18 protein-coding genes and 1 other RNA gene are annotated in these 17104 nt (G+C 61.6%); 4 read left to right on the top strand and 15 right to left on the bottom strand.

Annotation, left to right across the window (positions count from 1 at the left end; genetic code table 11):
• Positions 1-6 precede the first annotated feature (6 nt).
• From mraY to rsmI, 9 genes are all read right to left on the bottom strand, one after another.
• Positions 7-1089 carry a phospho-N-acetylmuramoyl-pentapeptide-transferase gene (gene mraY / locus FQ668_RS06100; protein ID WP_003251852.1) on the bottom strand — a complete coding sequence of 361 codons (1083 nt, stop codon included), beginning with the start codon at positions 1087-1089 and terminating at the stop codon, positions 7-9.
• Complete coding sequence (gene murF, locus FQ668_RS06095) at positions 1089-2456, bottom strand: UDP-N-acetylmuramoyl-tripeptide--D-alanyl-D-alanine ligase (protein WP_019439039.1); 1368 nt, start codon at positions 2454-2456, stop codon at positions 1089-1091. Before murF ends, mraY begins: the two co-directional genes overlap by 1 nt.
• Entirely contained in the window at positions 2449-3939 is a 1491-nt protein-coding gene (locus FQ668_RS06090) for a UDP-N-acetylmuramoyl-L-alanyl-D-glutamate--2,6-diaminopimelate ligase (protein WP_019439040.1), read from the bottom strand. Before FQ668_RS06090 ends, murF begins: the two co-directional genes overlap by 8 nt.
• Positions 3936-5675, bottom strand: coding sequence for a penicillin-binding protein 2 (locus tag FQ668_RS06085; RefSeq protein ID WP_162912026.1), 1740 nt, complete (start codon positions 5673-5675; stop codon positions 3936-3938). Before FQ668_RS06085 ends, FQ668_RS06090 begins: the two co-directional genes overlap by 4 nt.
• Positions 5675-5968, bottom strand: a complete 294-nt coding sequence (gene ftsL / locus FQ668_RS06080) for a cell division protein FtsL (RefSeq protein ID WP_003251845.1) — start codon at positions 5966-5968, stop codon at positions 5675-5677. Before ftsL ends, FQ668_RS06085 begins: the two co-directional genes overlap by 1 nt.
• A complete protein-coding gene (gene rsmH / locus FQ668_RS06075; protein ID WP_172830962.1) occupies positions 5965-6906 on the bottom strand; it encodes a 16S rRNA (cytosine(1402)-N(4))-methyltransferase RsmH in 942 nt (313 codons plus the stop codon). The genes ftsL and rsmH overlap by 4 nt, the downstream gene beginning before the upstream one ends.
• Before the next feature lie 2 nt (positions 6907-6908).
• Positions 6909-7364 (bottom strand): division/cell wall cluster transcriptional repressor MraZ, encoded by a 456-nt coding sequence (gene mraZ / locus FQ668_RS06070; RefSeq protein ID WP_019439042.1) that lies wholly within the window; start codon positions 7362-7364, stop codon positions 6909-6911.
• 308 nt (positions 7365-7672) lie between these two features.
• Positions 7673-8047, bottom strand: an RNA gene (rnpB, locus tag FQ668_RS06065) — RNase P RNA component class A.
• A 67-nt stretch (positions 8048-8114) separates the two neighbouring features.
• Entirely contained in the window at positions 8115-8990 is an 876-nt protein-coding gene (rsmI, locus tag FQ668_RS06060) for a 16S rRNA (cytidine(1402)-2'-O)-methyltransferase (RefSeq protein WP_014592287.1), read from the bottom strand.
• 186 nt (positions 8991-9176) lie between these two features.
• Here rsmI and FQ668_RS06055 point away from each other — a divergent pair, with 186 nt between their 5' ends.
• The 4 genes from FQ668_RS06055 to FQ668_RS06040 all read left to right on the top strand — a co-directional run bounded on the left by FQ668_RS06055 (position 9177) and on the right by FQ668_RS06040 (position 12620).
• Positions 9177-10994 carry a penicillin-binding protein activator gene (locus tag FQ668_RS06055; RefSeq protein WP_014592288.1) on the top strand — a complete coding sequence of 606 codons (1818 nt, stop codon included), beginning with the start codon at positions 9177-9179 and terminating at the stop codon, positions 10992-10994.
• Entirely contained in the window at positions 10994-11365 is a 372-nt protein-coding gene (locus tag FQ668_RS06050) for a YraN family protein (protein WP_019439044.1), read from the top strand. The genes FQ668_RS06055 and FQ668_RS06050 overlap by 1 nt, the downstream gene beginning before the upstream one ends.
• Positions 11366-11451: 86 nt before the next feature.
• Positions 11452-12045, top strand: a complete 594-nt coding sequence (locus tag FQ668_RS06045) for a phosphoheptose isomerase (protein WP_012053657.1) — start codon at positions 11452-11454, stop codon at positions 12043-12045.
• Positions 12042-12620, top strand: a complete 579-nt coding sequence (locus FQ668_RS06040; RefSeq protein WP_019439045.1) for a BON domain-containing protein — start codon at positions 12042-12044, stop codon at positions 12618-12620. The genes FQ668_RS06045 and FQ668_RS06040 overlap by 4 nt, the downstream gene beginning before the upstream one ends.
• Before the next feature lie 59 nt (positions 12621-12679).
• On the opposite strand, the gene FQ668_RS06035 is transcribed toward FQ668_RS06040, so the two are convergent.
• The 6 genes from FQ668_RS06035 to rpsI all read right to left on the bottom strand — a co-directional run bounded on the left by FQ668_RS06035 (position 12680) and on the right by rpsI (position 17099).
• The gene (locus FQ668_RS06035) at positions 12680-13111 is read right to left on the bottom strand and encodes a ClpXP protease specificity-enhancing factor (protein WP_003251830.1); all 432 of its coding nucleotides are present in this window, start codon (positions 13109-13111) and stop codon (positions 12680-12682) included.
• A 10-nt stretch (positions 13112-13121) separates the two neighbouring features.
• A complete protein-coding gene (locus FQ668_RS06030; RefSeq protein WP_014592290.1) occupies positions 13122-13745 on the bottom strand; it encodes a glutathione S-transferase N-terminal domain-containing protein in 624 nt (207 codons plus the stop codon).
• A 116-nt stretch (positions 13746-13861) separates the two neighbouring features.
• Entirely contained in the window at positions 13862-14641 is a 780-nt protein-coding gene (locus FQ668_RS06025) for a cytochrome c1 (protein ID WP_019439046.1), read from the bottom strand.
• On the bottom strand, positions 14641-15852 hold the full coding sequence (locus FQ668_RS06020) for a cytochrome bc complex cytochrome b subunit (RefSeq protein WP_010952438.1): 1212 nt from the start codon (positions 15850-15852) through the stop codon (positions 14641-14643). Before FQ668_RS06020 ends, FQ668_RS06025 begins: the two co-directional genes overlap by 1 nt.
• A complete protein-coding gene (gene petA, locus FQ668_RS06015; RefSeq protein ID WP_019439047.1) occupies positions 15852-16445 on the bottom strand; it encodes a ubiquinol-cytochrome c reductase iron-sulfur subunit in 594 nt (197 codons plus the stop codon). The genes FQ668_RS06020 and petA overlap by 1 nt, the downstream gene beginning before the upstream one ends.
• A gap of 261 nt (positions 16446-16706) precedes the next feature.
• On the bottom strand, positions 16707-17099 hold the full coding sequence (rpsI, locus tag FQ668_RS06010) for a 30S ribosomal protein S9 (RefSeq protein ID WP_003251821.1): 393 nt from the start codon (positions 17097-17099) through the stop codon (positions 16707-16709).
• Positions 17100-17104: the final 5 nt, after the last annotated feature.

Below are 17104 nucleotides of genomic sequence, written 5' to 3'. Positions count from 1 at the left end.
GCTCATCTACCTCAGTTTCAGGGTTGCAAGGCCAATCAGTACCAGGATCACGGTGATGATCCAGAATCGGACGATCACCCGGGGCTCTGGCCAGCCCTTGAGTTCAAAGTGGTGATGAATCGGCGCCATGCGGAACACGCGCTTGCCGGTCAGCTTGAAGGAGGCGACCTGGATCACCACCGACAGGGTTTCCACCACGAAGATGCCGCCCATGATGAACAGCACGATTTCCTGGCGCACGATGACGGCGATGGTGCCCAGCGCGGCACCCAGCGCCAGCGCGCCGACGTCGCCCATGAACACTTGCGCCGGGTAAGTGTTGAACCACAGGAAGCCCAGGCCGGCACCGATCAGCGCGCCGCAGAACACGATCAGCTCGCCCGAGCCCGGCACGTAGGGGATCAGCAGGTACTCGGCGAACTTCACGTTACCCGACAGGTAGCAGAAGATGCCCAGCGCGCCGCCGACCATCACCGTCGGCATGATTGCCAGGCCGTCAAGGCCATCGGTGAGGTTGACCGCGTTGCTCGAACCGACAATGACGAAGTAGGTCAGTACGACGAAGCCGACGCCCAGCGGAATGGTGACATCCTTGATGAACGGCAGGATCAGCGTGGTCTCGACGCTGGTTGGCGCCGTCTTGTACAGGAACACCGCCGCCGCCAGGCCGAACACCGACTGCCAGAAGTACTTCCAGCGGCTTGGAAGGCCACGCGAGTTCTTTTCGATCACCTTGCGGTAGTCATCGACCCAGCCAATGGCACCGAACGCCAGGGTAACGATCAGCACAACCCATACATAGCGGTTGCTCAGGTCGGCCCACAGCAAGGTGCTGACGGCGATGGCCGACAGGATAAGCGCCCCACCCATGGTCGGGGTGCCGGACTTGGACAGGTGCGATTGCGGGCCGTCGTTACGCACGGCCTGGCCGATCTGGCGAATTTGCAGGGTACGGATCATCCAGGGGCCCAGCCACAGCGCCAGAGACAACGCGGTCAGTACACCAAGAATCCCGCGCAGGGACAGGTACTGAAAGACCGCGAAGCCTTTGTGGAACTGTTGCAGATACTCGGCCAACAGCAGCAGCATTAATGTTTCTCCCCGCTGGCACCGCACAATGCCGCCACGACGTTTTCCATCGCAGCGCTGCGCGAGCCCTTGATCAAGATAGTGGTGTCACTGGCATTCTCGGCGCTAACCGCATCGATCAGCTCAGCTTGAGTAGCGAAATGGCGGCCATTGGCGCCGAACGCCTTGACCGCATGTGCCATGTTGGAACCCACTGCGTACAGGGCGTCAACCTTGCCACGCGCGTAGTCACCCACCTGACGGTGGCCTTCTTCCGCCCATTGCCCCAATTCGCCGATATCCCCAAGCACCAGAACGGTGCGTCCGGAAAAGCCGGCGAGTATATCAATCGCTGCGCACATAGAGGTGGGATTTGCGTTGTAACTGTCGTCGATTACCCGTACCCCGTTCGGCGCGATCTGCGCCACGGTACGCCCCTTGACCGGTTGCACCGCAGCCAGGCCGGCGGCGATGCCGCTCAGGCTCAGACCAACGGCATGTGCAGCGGCGGCGGCGGCCAAGGCATTGCTGACGTTGTGTTCACCCAGCACATTGAGTTGCACGGCTACCGTTTCACCGGCGCCATGCAGGGTGAAGGACGGGCAGCCACGGGCATCGCGACCAATGTCTGACGCGTGGAAATCGGCCTTCGGGTTGCCGCGTGCGAAACTGACGACCTTGTGCGCACCGGCACGCGCCTTCCAGATGTCAAAGGCTTTGTCGTCCAGGTTGAGGATGGCAATACCGCCCTGGCCCAGGCCTTCGAGAATCTCGCCTTTGGCTTCGACGATCTTGTCCGGGCCGCCGAATTCGCCAACGTGGGCAGTACCGGCGTTGTTGATGATCACCACCTGCGGTTGCGTCAGGCCTACGGTGTAGCGGATTTCGCCAATGCGCGAGGCGCCCAGCTCGATCACTGCCGCGCTGTGTTCCGGGGCGATCTCCAGCAGTGTCAGCGGTGCACCGAGGTCATTGTTCAAGTTGCCGCGGGTGGCGTGCACCAGGCCACGGGTACGCAGGATGCTGGCGAGCATTTCCTTGACCGTGGTCTTGCCGCTGGAACCGGTAATGGCCACCACCGGCTTGTCGAAAGCGGCGCGGTTCAATGCACCGAGCTGGCCGAGGGCCAGGCGGCAATCGGCCACCTGCAACTGCGGCAGGTCGACATCGGCTACTTCACGCTCGACCAGGGCGGCTACTGCGCCTTTGGCTTTCACATCTGCCAGGTAGTCATGGCCGTCGAAACGCGGGCCGGCCAGGGCGACGAACAGTTGCCCGGCGCTGACACTGCGGCTATCGATGCTGACGCCGGTGAACGTGGCGTCGCCACCGATGTGTTGCCCCTTCAGTGCGGTGGTCAGCTGGCTGAGTGACAGCGGCTTAAGCATGTGGAGCCTCCCAGGCTGCAAGTGCCTTTTCGGCTTCGGTCAAATCGGAGAAGTCATGGCGCTCGCCATTGATCTCCTGGTAATCCTCGTGCCCCTTGCCGGCCAGCACGATCACATCGTTGGCAGCGGCGGTGGCAATCAGGTGCGCGATGGCTTCGCCACGGCCGGCGACGAACTCGACGTCGTCAGGCCTGGTGAAACCGGGGCGGATATCATCGAAGATGCGCAACGGATCTTCAGTACGCGGGTTGTCGTCGGTGACCAGTACGCGGTCGGCCAGGCGCTCGGCCACTTCGGCCATCAGCGGGCGCTTGCCGCGATCACGGTCACCGCCGCAGCCGAACAGGCACAACAGCTTGCCATGAGCGTGCGGGCGCAGGGCCTCGAGCACTTTTTCAAGTGCATCCGGTGTGTGCGCGTAGTCGACCACCACCAGCGGCTTGTCGCCGCCACCCAGGCGCTGCATGCGGCCTACCGGCCCCTGCAGTTGCGGCGTGACCTTGAGGATCTCGTCCAGCGCATAGTCCAGCGCCAGCAGGGTCGCCACAGCGGCAAGCATGTTGCTCAGGTTGAAGCGGCCCAGCAGTTGGCTGCGCAGGATACGTTCACCTTGGGCAGTGACGATCGTGGCGCGCACGCCATCGTCACTGAACACGGCTTCGCGGCAGAACAACGAGGCCTCAGGGCTTTCCAGGCTGTAGCTCAGCAGCCGGGTTTCGATATGGTCGACACTCGGGCGGCGAGCGAAGTCGGCGGCCAGACGACGACCAAACCCGTCATCCAGGTTGACCACCTGGCAACGCAGGCTCGGCCAGGCGAACAGCTTGGCCTTGGCGGCCTCATAGGCTTGCATGCTGCCGTGATAGTCGAGGTGGTCGCGGGACAGGTTGGTCATCACCGCGATGTCGAATTCCAGTGCGGCAACCCGGCCTTGCTCCAGGGCATGGGAAGACACTTCCATGGCCACGGCCTTGGCGCCGCCTTTCTTGAGGTCGTTGAGGGTCGATTGCACGGCAATCGGGTCCGGCGTGGTCAGGCGGCCGCTCTGCAACTCGCCGTAGAAACCGGTACCCAGGGTGCCAATCAGGCCGCAGCGCTGGCCAAGCAGGTCGAGCGCCTGGGCGACCAGTTGGGTAACACTTGTCTTGCCGTTGGTGCCGGTCACGCCGACCAGATTCAACTGGCGGCTCGGTTCACCGTAGAAGCGCCCGGCGATATCTGACAGCTGAGCTATCAGGCCTTTGACCGGAATCAGGGGCACATCGGTCAGCGGCAGCACGTTGGCGCCCTGCTCTTCATAGGCCACGGCAGCAGCACCACGGGCCAGGGCATCGGCGATATGCTCGCGACCATCGACCTTGGCACCCGGCACCGCCAGGAACAAGTCCCCCGGGCGCACACTACGGCTGTCCAGGGTCAGCTCGCGAATCAACGGATCACGGCTGGCGTGGGCGAAAAGTTTGCTTAATGGCATTGTCATCATCCACGCCCTCCCTTGGCGGCTGCTGCATTGACTTGTGATGGCACGGCTGGTGCAGGTGGCGGCAGGTTGTCTGGCGGCACGTTCATCAGGCGCAGGGTGCCGGACATGACGTTGCTGAATACGGGCGCCGAAACCAGGCCACCGAAGTAACCGCCCTTTCTTGGCTCGTCGATGACCACGACGATGGCGTAGCGCGGGTCGCTCATTGGCCCGAAGCCGGCGAACAGCGAGCGGTAGGCGTTTTCGGTGTACCCCTTGGCACCCACGGTGGCCTTACGCGCGGTGCCGGACTTGCCGGCCACGTGATAGAACGGCACCTGGGCACGGAAGACGCCACGCGGCGCTTCGATCACCTGCTGCAGCATGCCCTGAACGGTTTCGGCGACTTCCTTCGGAATGGCCTGCACGGCTTCCGGCGCCTTGTCGACCTTGATGATCGACAGCGGCACCATCTTGCCGTCGTTGGCCAGCGCCGCGTAGGCATGCACCAGCTGCAGGGCGGTCACCGATACGCCGTAGCCATAGGACAGGGTGGCGGTCTCGGCCTTGCGCCACTCACGGTGGTTGGGCAGGTTGCCGACACGCTCGCCCGGGAAGCCAAGGCCGGTGTACTGGCCCAGGCCGACCTGGGACATGACCCGGTAGATGGCCTCGCCGCCGATGTCGAAGGCGATCTTGCTCATGCCAACGTTACTGGAGTTGATCAGGATGCCGGTCAAATCAAGAATCGGGCCCTCGCTGCGCGACACGTCCTTGATGGTGTAGCGGCCGATCTGCAGGCTGCCAGGGTACACCTCGACCTTGTCGGTCGGCTTCCAGCGGCCACTCTGCAGCGCCGCACTCATGGAGATCGGCTTGACCGTGGAGCCCGGCTCGAACACGTCGATGATCGCCCGGTTACGCATGGCCGCCGGGAACATGCTACGGCGGTTGTTGGGGTTGTAGGTCGGCTGGTTGACCATGGCCAGGACCTCACCGGTCTTGACGTCCATGATCACCAGGCTGCCGGCCTTGGCGTCCTGTTCGGCAATGGCGTTGCGCAACTCGCGGGTAGCCAGGTACTGCAGGCGCAGGTCTATCGACAACGCCAAGGTCTTCCCGGCCTTGGCGTTCTTGGTTACCTGAATGTCCTTGATCAGCCGACCGCGCCGGTCCTTGATCACCTGGCGCTTGCCGGGCACACCGGCCAGCCACTCGTCATAGGCCAGCTCCACCCCTTCACGACCGTGGTCGTCGAGGTCGGTAAAGCCGACCATGTGTGCAGTCACATCACCGGCCGGATAGAAGCGGCGGAATTCTTCCAGGCCGTACACGCCAGGCACTTTGAGGTCGAGCACGTGCTGCCCCTGCTCTGGGGTCAGCCCCCGGACCAGGTAGATGAACTCTTTGTTGGCCTGCTGGGTCAGGCGCTCGATCAACTGCTGCGGGTTTTGCCCCAGCGCAGCGGCCAATTGCGGCCAGCGCTCCTTGGAGGCCTGCATCTCTTTGGGGTTGGCCCACAACGTGGTGACCGGGGTACTCACGGCCAACGGCTCACCGTTGCGGTCGGTAATCAAGCCGCGGTGCGCCGGGATGGGGATGTGACGCAGGCTGCGTGCATCGCCCTGGCCCTTGAGGAAGTCACGGTCAACCACCTGGAGGTCGATGATGCGCCAGCAAATGGCGCCGACCATGATCGCCAGCAAGCCGATCACTACGCGGAAGCGCCACGGGTAGAGTGCGCCTTCGAGCTTCATCATGGCGCCACCATCCGGACTTCGTCAGCTGACGGCACGCGCATCTTCAACTGCTCGGAGGCCAGGCTCTCGATGCGGCTGGCAGCGGTCCAGGTACTCTGCTCAAGAATCAGCCGGCCCCATTCGGCCTGAGCCTTGTCGCGCTCGTTCAATTCACCGTACAGGGTGTTGAGCAGTTGACGGTTCCAGTGCGCACTGTAGGACACGGCAATGGCCGAAACCAGTACGCCGACGAACAGCAAAAGCATCAGGAAGCTTCCGCCTGGCAAGGGTTTGGCAAGTAGCCTGCTCACCGCAGCTTCTCCGCCACGCGCATCACGGCGCTACGCGACCGCGGGTTGGCCTTGAGCTCGGCCTCGGAGGCGAACTGAGCCTTGCCGATCAGCTTGATTTTCGGCTCGAAGGCCTTGTGCTGAACCGGCAGGTTACGCGGCAGGTTGTCGGCTTCACCCTTCACCAGCTTGCGCATGAACAGCTTGACGATACGATCTTCCAGCGAGTGGAAACTGATGACCGCCAAGCGACCACCGACTTCGAGCGCATCGAGCGCAGCCTCAAGGCCGGCCTCCAGGTCGCCCAGTTCGTTGTTGACGTGAATGCGAAGGCCCTGGAAGGCACGGGTAGCCGGGTTCTTGCCCTTTTCCCATGCCGGGTTGGCCACTTTGAGCACCTCCGCCAGGTCGGCGGTACGGGTGAAGGGCTGTTTTTCACGGCGCTCGACCACTGCACGCGCCATGCGCCCGGCAAAGCGTTCTTCGCCGTACTCCTTGAAGACGCGGGCGATTTCTTCCACGGGCGCAGTGGCGATGAACTCAGCGGCACTGATGCCCTGGTCCGGGTTCATACGCATGTCCAGCGGGCCATCATTGAGGAAGCTGAAGCCACGCTCCGGGTCATCCAGCTGCGGCGAGGACACGCCCAGGTCCAGCAACACACCACTGACCTTGCCGTGCAGGCCGCGCGCTGCCACTTCTGCACCCAACTCGGCAAAACTGCGCTGCACAATGACAAAGCGGCCGTCTTCGGCCGCCAGCGCTTGCCCCGTGGCAATCGCTTGTGGATCTTTGTCGAAGCCCAGGAGCCGCCCTTGCGGCCCGAGCTTGCTGAGAATCAGACGGCTGTGTCCGCCCCGGCCGAAAGTACCGTCCAGATAGCAACCGTCGGCGCGCAGGGCCAATGCCTCGACAGCTTCGTCGAGCAGGACGGTGATGTGGTTGAAGCCGCTATCTATGGTCACAGGATCAGGTCACGCAATTCGTCGGGCATGGCGCCCGGTTGTTGAATAGCTGCAAGGTCAGCTGCCGAAACCGTGTTCCAGGCATCTTCATCCCACAGCTGGAATTTGTTCAGTTGCCCCACCAGCATCGCCTTCTTGTCGAGCTTGGCGTACTCACGCAGGCGGGGCGGCACCAGGAAACGCCCACTGCCATCGAGCTCCAGGTCAACCGCATTACCAATCAGCAAACGCTGCAGGCGGCGGTTTTCCTCACGCAACGATGGCAAGGCACGCAACTTGGCTTCTATCTGCTCCCACTCATCGAGGGGATAAACACACAAGCAGGGGTCTACGGCGTCAATGGTCACGATCAGTTGGCCATTGCAACGTGAGTCGAGCTCGTCACGGTACCGACTCGGCATGGCGAGACGGCCCTTTGCATCGAGGCTGACGGCGTTGGCTCCGCGGAACACGGCTGTGATTCCCCACAATGTTAGCTTTTTTGTGTCAGAAAACCCACTTCATCCCACTTTCTGCCACTTGCGCACACTATAGGAATCCGCCCGCAGCACCGTCAAGGCACGTTCATAAGGAAAAGCCTTACAGGACCGAGATTTAGCGCAACAACGGAATGTGGAAGGACTGCCAGAGAGAAAAAAACACGAGAAAAATCAAACCCACGCAAGCGAATGGAGTTCGAAGTTAAAGTGATTTATTAAGAGTAAGATTTTTTCGGTATTACCAGAGAGGATCTGCTATCGATTCAAGCAGGGAAAGAAAGGTGGAGAGTCGATCTGTAAGCCGGGTTTTGTCGAGGACAGTCATTCCTCTACGACGGCCATCACTGGACGCCTCTAGCAACCTACCCGGTTCCGACGCGGGCCACGCCTGATGGAACCCTATTTGGTCTTGCTCCGAGTGGGGTTTACCTAGCCACGAACTGTTGCCAGCCGTGCGGTGCGCTCTTACCGCACCTTTTCACCCTTACCGGCACCGAAGTGCTTAGGCGGTTATTTTCTGTGGCACTTTCCGTAGGCTCACGCCTCCCAGGCGTTACCTGGCACTCTGCCCTATGGAGCCCGGACTTTCCTCCCCCTGCTGCTCACACAACAATAGTTGCGGAACAAAAACAGGCAGCGACTGTCCGATCGACTCTCCGCCGCCAAGGTTACCGACACGCGGGCGCAAGAACAAGCGCTAACGCCATTTATATCAAACTGCCACTATTCGGCTTTCTGCTTTTCGAGGGCCAGTTGATACAACAGGTTCTTGCGCACCCCGGTAATTTCCGCTGCAAGCGCCGCCGCCCGTTTCAGTGGCAACTCAGCCAATAGCAGGTCGAGCACGCGCTGTGCTTCGGCACTGATGGCCTGCTCGCCCTCCGGCGCACTCCAGCCGCCGACCAGCACCACGCATTCACCACGCTGCTGATTGCTGTCGCCGGCTACGAAGGCGCGCAACTCAGCCAGCGGCAAGCCCTTTAGGGTCTCGAAGGTCTTGGTCAGTTCGCGCGCCAGCAACGCCGGACGATCGCCACCAAATACCGCCTCCATGTCTTCAAGGCATTCCAGGATTCGATGCGGGGCTTCGTAGAAGATCAGCGTGCGTGGCTCTTCCCTCACCTGCTCCAGGCGCGCCCGGCGCCCTGCCTGTTTGGCCGGCAGGAAGCCTTCGAAGATGAAGCGGTCCGAGGGCAGGCCTGCCGCCGATAGCGCGGCGATCAAGGCACAGGCGCCCGGCACCGGCACCACACTCACCCCCGCAGCACGGGCCTGGCGCACCAGGTGATAGCCCGGGTCGGAAATCAGAGGCGTGCCGGCATCGGAGACCAGCGCCACATTTTCACCCGCCAGTAGTTTGGAGAGAAAACGCCCGCCCTCGTCACGCTCGTTGTGCTCATGACAAGCGGCCAACGGCGTATCGATGCCAAAGTGTTGCAGCAGGCGGATCGAATGACGGGTGTCTTCGGCGGCGATCAGCGCCACGTCCGCCAGCACCTTCAGCGCCCGGGCGCTCATGTCGTCAAGGTTGCCGATGGGGGTTGCCACCACATACAGCGTCCCCACCGTGGATTTCGAAGCCCCTGCCACATCAGTCACTGCGCACACCTGTCATTCGGATCAAAGGCGCCATTGTAGCCCGAGCGCCTGCAACAGGGCGCAAAGAACTTCGCCAGCGATCAGGAACAAGCCACCTATAGTGAAGGATCGACACAGCAACATCGCGCCCCGGCCAGCGCTTGGGTACAATTGCCGGCCAACTTGATCGAGTAACAGGACCTTTACATGATCGCTTGCCTGCGGCTGCTCACAGCCCTCTGCCTCGCCGCCCTGCTGGCAGCCTGCGCCAGCTCGCCCTCATCCAGCCTGGGCGAACTGCCACGCACCCCGGACGCCAGCATCGAGCAACTGCTCGAAAAGGCCGCTTCCAGCACGTCTGCGGAAGACGCCGCACTGCTGCGCCTGAGCGCAGCCGACCTGGCCTACAAGCAGAAGGACTTCCCACGCGCCGCACGCATTCTCGAGCAGGTCCCGCTGGATACGCTCAAGCCGGCCCAGCAAGTGTTCGCCAGCACCCTCGCGGCCGAGCTGGCCATGAGCCGCAACCAGCCCAAGGCAGCGCTGACCGCACTGGCCCACCCCAGCCTGCAGCGCCTCGCCGAACTGCCGGCAGACCTGCAAGCGCGCACCTACAGTGTGCACGCTGCCGCGCTCGAAGCCGATGGCCAGGCCCTGGCTGCCGCACAGCAGCGCATCCTGCTGGCCCCGCTGCTTGGCGGCCAGGCCGCCAGCACCAACAATGACGCCATCTGGGCCTTGGTCGCCTCGCTGCCTGCAGAGCAACTGCAGCAGCCAACCAACGATCAGACCCTGGCTGGCTGGACCAGCCTGGCCTTCGCCGTGAAAAGCGCCGGCACCCTGGAGCAGCAGCAAGCGGCCATCGAAGCCTGGGTCAAACAGCACCCGGACCACCCTGCCGCCCAGCAACTGCCGCTGGCCCTGACCAAGCTCAAGGAGCTGGCCAGCCAGCCGCTGACCAAGATCGCCCTGCTGCTGCCTCAGGAAGGCCCGCTGGCCGGTGTAGCCCGCGCCCTGCGCGATGGCTTCATGGCCGCCCACTTCCAGGCCCAGCAAAGCGGCCAGCCAGCGCCTGCGGTGCAGGTGTTCGACAGCTCACGCATCGGCTCGCTGGACGACTTCTATCGCCAGGCGCAAGCCGCCGGCGTGCAACTGGTCATCGGCCCGCTTGAAAAGCCATTGGTCAAACAACTGGCCGCCAAACCACAGCTGCCGATCACCACACTGGCCCTGAACTACGCCGACGCCGGCCAGAAGGCGCCGCCACAACTGTTCCAGTTCGGCCTGGCTGCCGAGGACGAAGCCCGCGAAGTGGCCCGCCGCGCCCGCGCCGATGGCATGGTCCGCGCCGTTGCCCTGGTGCCGAGCGGCGAATGGGGTGACCGCGTCCTGGCCGCCTTCCGCCAGGACTGGGAAGGCAATGGCGGAACCCTGCTCGCCGCCGAGCGCATCGCCCAGCCAGTCGCCCTGGCCCAGCAAATTGCCGACCTGTTCCAGCTGCGCCAGAGCGAAGGCCGCGCCAAGAGCCTGCAAAGCACGGTGGGCGGCAGCATCGCTGCACAACCGTCGCGCCGCCAGGACATCGACTTCATCTTCCTCGCCTCGACCCCACAACAGGCGCAACAGATCAAGCCGACCCTGAACTTCCAGTACGCCGGTGACGTGCCGGTCTATGCCACCTCGAACCTGTACAGCGCCAGCGGTGACGTCAACCAGTACAATGACATGAACGGCATCCGCTTCTGCGAAACACCCTGGCTGCTCGACACCAGCAACAGCCTGCGTCAACAGGTTGTACAGCAATGGCCGCAAGCCGCCGGCAGCCTCGGCCGCCTGTATGCCATGGGCGTCGATGCCTACAGCCTGGCGCCGCGCCTGGGCCAACTGAAAGCGCTACCGGACAACCGCGTCCTTGGCCTTTCGGGCAGCCTGAGCATCAATGCCAACCAGCGCGTCGAACGCCAGCTGCCATGGGCCGAGTTTGCCGGCGGCCAGGTCAAGCGCCTGCCTGACACCGTGCGTTGATGGCCGCAGCATCGCCTACCGGTGCCGGGCAAGCGGCAGAAACCCAAGCCCTTGAGTACCTTCAGGGGCAAGGGCTGCAGTTGCTGGCACGCAACTGGCGATGCAAAGGCGGTGAGCTTGATCTGGTCATGCTCGACGCCGATACAGTAGTATTCGTCGAAGTCCGCTACCGGTTGCACGCGGGCTTCGGAGGCGCCCTCGACAGTATCGACGGGCGCAAGCAGAAACGGTTGGTGCTTGCCGCCAGCCTGTTCCTGCAGAAGGAGGCCCACTGGGGCAACTATCCCTGCCGCTTCGACGTGGTCGCCCTGCAGGGTAGCCACCATGCAGGCAGACCGCTTCAATGGCTGAAAAACGCCTTCGAATGCTGAACCCACTTCGTTTTTTTTGCTCTATGTATCGCGGGCTGGTCGTTGTTGCGCGTAGCAAAGGCCACCGCCCCATTTAAGGTCACCAGATGGACATGCAATCCCGAATTCGCCGGCTGTTCGAGGCCAGCATCGAAACCAAGCAACAGGCAATGGACATCCTGGCACCGCACATCGAGCAGGCCAGCCTGGTCATGGTCAATGCGTTGCTCAACGAGGGCAAGATGCTCGCCTGCGGCAACGGCGGCTCGGCCGGCGATGCCCAGCACTTTTCATCGGAGCTGCTCAACCGCTTCGAGCGCGAGCGCCCCAGCCTGCCGGCCATCGCGCTGACCACCGACAGCTCGACCCTGACCTCGATCGCCAACGACTACAGCTACAACGAAGTCTTTTCCAAGCAGATCCGCGCCCTGGGCCAGCCCGGTGACGTTCTGCTGGCGATCTCTACCAGCGGCAATTCGGCCAACGTGATCCAGGCGATCCAGGCCGCACATGACCGTGAAATGATTGTCGTAGCATTGACGGGTCGCGACGGCGGCGGCATGGCTTCGCTGCTGCTGCCCGAGGACGTGGAAATCCGCGTACCTTCGACAGTTACCGCGCGTATCCAGGAAGTCCACCTGCTGGCGATCCACTGCCTGTGCGATCTGATCGACAGCCAACTGTTCGGGAGTGAAGAATGACCCCTATGCGCCTCGGCCTGATGGCCCTGACCCTGTGCCTGAGCGTCACTGGTTGCAGCTCGGTACTCACCTCTACCCGCAATTCGCCGATCGAGGACGATCGCGGCACGCGCACCATCGGCAGCAAGATCGACGACTCGCTGATCGAGACCAAGGCCGCCGTGAACATTTCCAAAGCCAACCCAGACCTGGACAAGGGCTCGCACATCGTTGTCAGCAGCTACAACGGCATCGTTCTGCTGGCCGGTCAGACCCCGCGCGCCGACCTCAAGAGCCTCGCGGAGCAAACCGCCAGCCAGGTCCAGCGGGTCAAGAAAGTCCACAACGAGCTGCAAGTGATGCAGCCCTCCTCCATTCTGGCGCGCAACAACGACGCCTGGCTGACCACCAAGATCAAGACCCAGATGCTGACCGACAGCGCCGTGCCCAGCTCGCGCATCAAGGTGATTACCGAAAACGGGATCGTCTACCTGCTGGGTCTGGTCACCCGTCAAGAAGCCAACTCGGCCACTGCCGTGGTGCAGGGCGTGTCGGGCGTGCAGAAGATCGTCAAGCTGTTCGAGTACATCGATTGACTCAGTGATTGCCTGGACAGGCCAAACAAAAAGGCGATCCATCCGGATCGCCTTTTTTGTTACTTGACCACTTTCAGGCTTGGCCGGCCAGTCGGACGCGGCGGCTGCCCTCCATCGTCTGGCGGGCCATCGTCATCCGGCTGCACATCATCGTCTTCCAGCTCGTCGCCATCCATCGAAGACGGCTCCAGCTCGAAGACCATACCCTGGCCATTTTCGCGGGCGTAGATACCCAGGATTGCACCAACCGGCACGAACAGCGAGTGAGCCACGCCACTGAAGCGGCCCTCGAAGCTGACTGCGTCATTGTCCATGTGCAGGCTACGCACGGCACTTGGCGAGATATTCAAGACGATCTGGCCATCACTGGCGAAACCATCCGGCACCTGAACTTTCGGGAATTCGGCATTGACCAGCATATGGGGCGTGCAATCGTTGTCGACGATCCACTCGTACAGTGCTCGAACCAGATAGGGGCGACTGGAGTTCATCAACGGCTCCTTAAAGCTTGCGCATTTCACGTTCTACGGAGGACAGGCTCGCCTGAAAAGGCTCGCGGGCGAACTGGCGCTCCATGTAATCCAGCAGCGGCTTGGCTTGCCGCGGCAATTCGATACCCAACACCGGCAAACGCCAGAGTATGGGCAATAGACAGCAATCGACCAGGCTTTGCTCATCACTCATGAAGCAGGCGAACTCGCTGAACAACGGCGAGACCCCGGTCAGGCTTTCGCGCAAGGCCTTGCGCGCTTCGGTTCGGGCAGCTTCACTGCTACGCGGGTCAAGCACGGTATCGGCCAAGGCACACCAGTCGCGCTGGATGCGGTGCATCAGCAGACGGCTGTTGCCACGCGCCACCGGGTATACCGGCATCAGCGGCGGGTGCGGGTAACGCTCCTCGAGGTATTCCATCACCACGGTCGATTCATACAACGCCAGGTCACGGTCGACCAAGGTCGGCACGCTGCCATAGGGGTTGACCTCGGCCAGCTTCGGCGGCAGGCGGGCGGGATCGACATCGATCAACTGCACGCTGACGCCCTTCTCGGCCAGAACCAGGCGCACCCGATGAGAATAGTGATCAGCGGGATCGGAATAGCAGGCTAACCTGTTGGTTGCGCCCATGTAGCGGCTCCTCGCACGGATGCTTGTGCAACTTTAAATGAAAACGCGCCCGGGGTGGCCTGGCAATACTGCTAGGCCACCCCGGGCGCGTTCAACAACCAGAAACTACTGCGTGATCAGTGCACGTCCTTCCAGTATTCACGCTTGAGCAAGTAGGCGAATACGAAGAAGAAAGCCAGATACAGCAACACATAGGTGCCGATGCGCTGGCTTTCCAGTTTGACTGGGTTGGCCGAATAGGCCAGGAAGGTCACAAGGTTCTTGACCTTCTCGTCGAACTGCTCGGCCGTCAGGGTACCGGAATTCGGCGTAATGGTCAGCTGATCGCAAGCTTCATGGGTCAACGGGCTCCCGGTCAACGGGTCGAATTGCTTCTTGCCATCGACCACCGTCTGCACCTGCTTGCAACCCACCACCTGGTTACCCTGCAGACCCACCAGCACGTTAGGCATGCCGACGTTCGGGAATACCTTGTTGTTCACCCCATAAGGGCGCGATGGGTCCTCATAGAAACTGCGCAGGTAGGTGTAAAGCCAATCGGTACCGCGCACGCGGGCGACCAGGGTCAGATCGGGCGGCGCGGCACCGAACCAGGTCTTGGCGTCGCTGGGCTTCATGCCGATCTGCATGTGGTCACCGATCTTGGCACCTGTGAACACCAGCTTCTCGAGCATCAATTCATGCGGGATACCCAGATCATCAGCCACCCGCTCGTAACGCTGGAACTTGGCACTGTGACACCCCATGCAATAGTTGGCGAAGGTACGCGCGCCGTCCTGCATGGCGGCCTTGTCAGTCAGTTCGATATCGACCTTGTCCAGTTCAAGGCCAGTTTCGGCAGCGAAGGAAAAGGCAGGCATCACTGCCAGCAAAAATACTGCAATCAACTTTTTCATCAGCCAGTCACCCTTTCCGGAACCGGTTTGGTCTTCTCGAGCCTTGTGTAGAACGGCATCAGCAGGAAGTAGGCGAAGTACAGCACCGTGCATACCTGCGACAGCAAAGTACGCCCAGGTGTCGGTGCCAGTACGCCCAGCACGCCGAGGATGACGAAGGACACGCAGAACACCAGCAGGAAGACCTTGCTGATCCAGCCCTTGTAACGCATGGAACGCACCGGACTGCGGTCGAGCCAAGGCAGTACGAACAGCACGGCGATGGCCGCCCCCATGGCAATGACGCCCATCAGTTTGTCAGGCACCGCACGCAGGATTGCGTAGAACGGTGTGAAGTACCACACCGGCGCGATGTGCTCTGGGGTCTTGAAGGCGTTGGCCTGCTCGAAGTTAGGTTTCTCCAGGAAGTAACCACCCATTTCAGGGAAGAAGAACACCACCGCGCAGAACACGAACAGGAACACCACCACGCCGACAATGTCTTTGACGGTGTAGTACGGGTGGAACGGAATACCATCCAGCGGAATACCGTTTTCGTCCTTTTTCTTCTTGATGTCGACGCCATCAGGGTTGTTCGAACCCACTTCGTGCAAGGCGAGGATGTGCAATACCACCAGGCCAAGAATCACGATTGGCAGGGCAACCACATGCAGGGCAAAGAAGCGGTTCAGGGTGATGCCCGAGATCAGATAGTCACCACGGATCCACTGGGTAAGGTCATCACCGATCACCGGGATGGCACCGAACAGCGAGATGATCACCTGGGCGCCCCAGTACGACATCTGCCCCCATGGCAGCAGGTAGCCCATGAACGCTTCAGCCATCAGCGCCAGATAGATCAGCATACCGAACAGCCAGACCAGTTCGCGTGGCTTCTGATAGGAGCCATAGAGCAGGCCGCGGAACATGTGCAGGTAGACCACGATGAAGAACGCTGACGCCCCCGTGGAATGCAGGTAGCGCAGGATCCAGCCGTATTCCACGTCACGCATGATGTACTCGACGGAGGCGAACGCCTCTTCCGCCGAGGGCGTGAAGCTCATGGTCAGCCACACGCCGGTCACGATCTGGTTGACCAGAACCAGCAATGCCAGGGAGCCGAAGAAGTACAGGAAGTTGAAGTTCTTGGGTGCGTAATACTTGCTGAGGTGGTCTTCCCACATCTTGGTGGCGGGGAAGCGAGCATCAATCCAGTCCATGAACTTGCTCATCATGCGTTCTCCTGGTCGACGCCAATGACGATGATCTCGTCCGACTCATAAGAGTGCGGTGGCACGGGCAGGTTGAGAGGCGCTGGCTGGGACTTGTAGACACGGCCAGCCAGGTCATAGTGAGAGCCGTGGCACGGGCAGAAGTAACCACCTACCCATTTCGGCCCAAGGTCGGCTGGCGCCACTTCTGGTCGGAAGGTGGGCGAGCAGCCCAGGTGCGTGCACAGGCCGACGAGAATGAGAATTTCCGGCTTGATCGAGCGAACCTCAGGGTCGACGTACGCTGGCTGTGCCGAGGCCTTGGACTCAGGGTCGGACAGGTCACCCGTGATTTTTTTCAGATTGCCAAGGATTTCCTCCGTTCGCCGCACGATGAATACGGGCTGGCCACGCCACTCGGCCACCATCTGCTGCCCCGCCTCGACCTTGGCGATGTTGACCTTCACCGGTGCACCCGCGGCTTTCGCCTTGGCACTGGGAAACCATGACCCCACGAACGGTACCGCAGCCCCCACTGCCCCCGCCGCCCCGACCACGGATGTCGCGGCTACGAGGAAGCGGCGCCGGCCTGCGTTGACGCCGTCATTGCTCATTCAGTCCTCTCCCATCAGCTTGCTTGGCCAGTTGGACCTGGCCTGTACTTAGGTTGTGTCAATGGCACTAAAAATTGGCCGCCATGGTAAGAAACAAATCCACACACTGACAAGGTGATTACCCCGGCAAGGGCGACAACCCACGCTTTGCTTGATCTACGTCTATGCGACAAGCGGCCACTGACTGCTGACAGGTTAGTTCAAGGCTAAAAAAAAAGCCCGGTTCCAAGGAACCGGGCTTTTTCGACTGCCGAAGCGGTATTAACGCTTGGAGTACTGAGGACGCTTACGCGCTTTACGCAGACCCACTTTCTTACGCTCAACTTCACGAGCGTCGCGGGTGACGTAGCCAGCACGACGCAGAGCGCCACGCAGGGTTTCGTCGTATTCCATCAGAGCGCGGGTGATACCGTGACGGATCGCACCGGCCTGACCGCTGACACCACCACCGGAAACGGTGACGTAGATGTCGAATTTCTCAACGGATTCAGTCAGCTCGAGCGGCTGGCGAACAACCATGCGAGCGGTTTCGCGACCGAAGAACACGTCCAGAGAACGGTTGTTGATGGAAATGTTACCAGTACCCGGACGCAGGAATACGCGAGCGGTTGCGGTCTTGCGACGGCCAGTGCCGTAATTTTGAGTCGCCGACATAATGA

It is taken from the genome of Pseudomonas sp. Kh14, assembly GCF_900291005.1.
GTDB classification, from domain to species: Bacteria; Pseudomonadota; Gammaproteobacteria; order Pseudomonadales; family Pseudomonadaceae; genus Aquipseudomonas; species Aquipseudomonas alloputida.
Note: the sequence above shows the minus strand (reverse complement) of the source record. Positions and strands in the feature narration are given on the sequence as shown.

Excerpts from the sequence above, each read along its gene's own strand:
- mraY (WP_003251852.1), bottom strand. The coding sequence starts at position 1,089 with ATGCTGCTGCTGTTGGCCGAGTATCTGCAACAGTTCCACAAAGGCTTC.
- murF (WP_019439039.1), bottom strand. The coding sequence starts at position 2,456 with ATGCTTAAGCCGCTGTCACTCAGCCAGCTGACCACCGCACTGAAGGGG.
- FQ668_RS06090 (WP_019439040.1), bottom strand. The coding sequence starts at position 3,939 with ATGATGACAATGCCATTAAGCAAACTTTTCGCCCACGCCAGCCGTGAT.
- FQ668_RS06085 (WP_162912026.1), bottom strand. The coding sequence starts at position 5,675 with ATGAAGCTCGAAGGCGCACTCTACCCGTGGCGCTTCCGCGTAGTGATC.
- FQ668_RS06055 (WP_014592288.1), top strand. The coding sequence starts at position 9,177 with ATGATCGCTTGCCTGCGGCTGCTCACAGCCCTCTGCCTCGCCGCCCTG.
- FQ668_RS06050 (WP_019439044.1), top strand. The coding sequence starts at position 10,994 with ATGGCCGCAGCATCGCCTACCGGTGCCGGGCAAGCGGCAGAAACCCAA.
- FQ668_RS06045 (WP_012053657.1), top strand. The coding sequence starts at position 11,452 with ATGGACATGCAATCCCGAATTCGCCGGCTGTTCGAGGCCAGCATCGAA.
- FQ668_RS06040 (WP_019439045.1), top strand. The coding sequence starts at position 12,042 with ATGACCCCTATGCGCCTCGGCCTGATGGCCCTGACCCTGTGCCTGAGC.
- FQ668_RS06035 (WP_003251830.1), bottom strand. The coding sequence starts at position 13,111 with ATGAACTCCAGTCGCCCCTATCTGGTTCGAGCACTGTACGAGTGGATC.
- FQ668_RS06030 (WP_014592290.1), bottom strand. The coding sequence starts at position 13,745 with ATGGGCGCAACCAACAGGTTAGCCTGCTATTCCGATCCCGCTGATCAC.
- FQ668_RS06025 (WP_019439046.1), bottom strand. The coding sequence starts at position 14,641 with ATGAAAAAGTTGATTGCAGTATTTTTGCTGGCAGTGATGCCTGCCTTT.
- FQ668_RS06020 (WP_010952438.1), bottom strand. The coding sequence starts at position 15,852 with ATGAGCAAGTTCATGGACTGGATTGATGCTCGCTTCCCCGCCACCAAG.
- petA (WP_019439047.1), bottom strand. The coding sequence starts at position 16,445 with ATGAGCAATGACGGCGTCAACGCAGGCCGGCGCCGCTTCCTCGTAGCC.
- rpsI (WP_003251821.1), bottom strand. The coding sequence starts at position 17,099 with ATGTCGGCGACTCAAAATTACGGCACTGGCCGTCGCAAGACCGCAACC.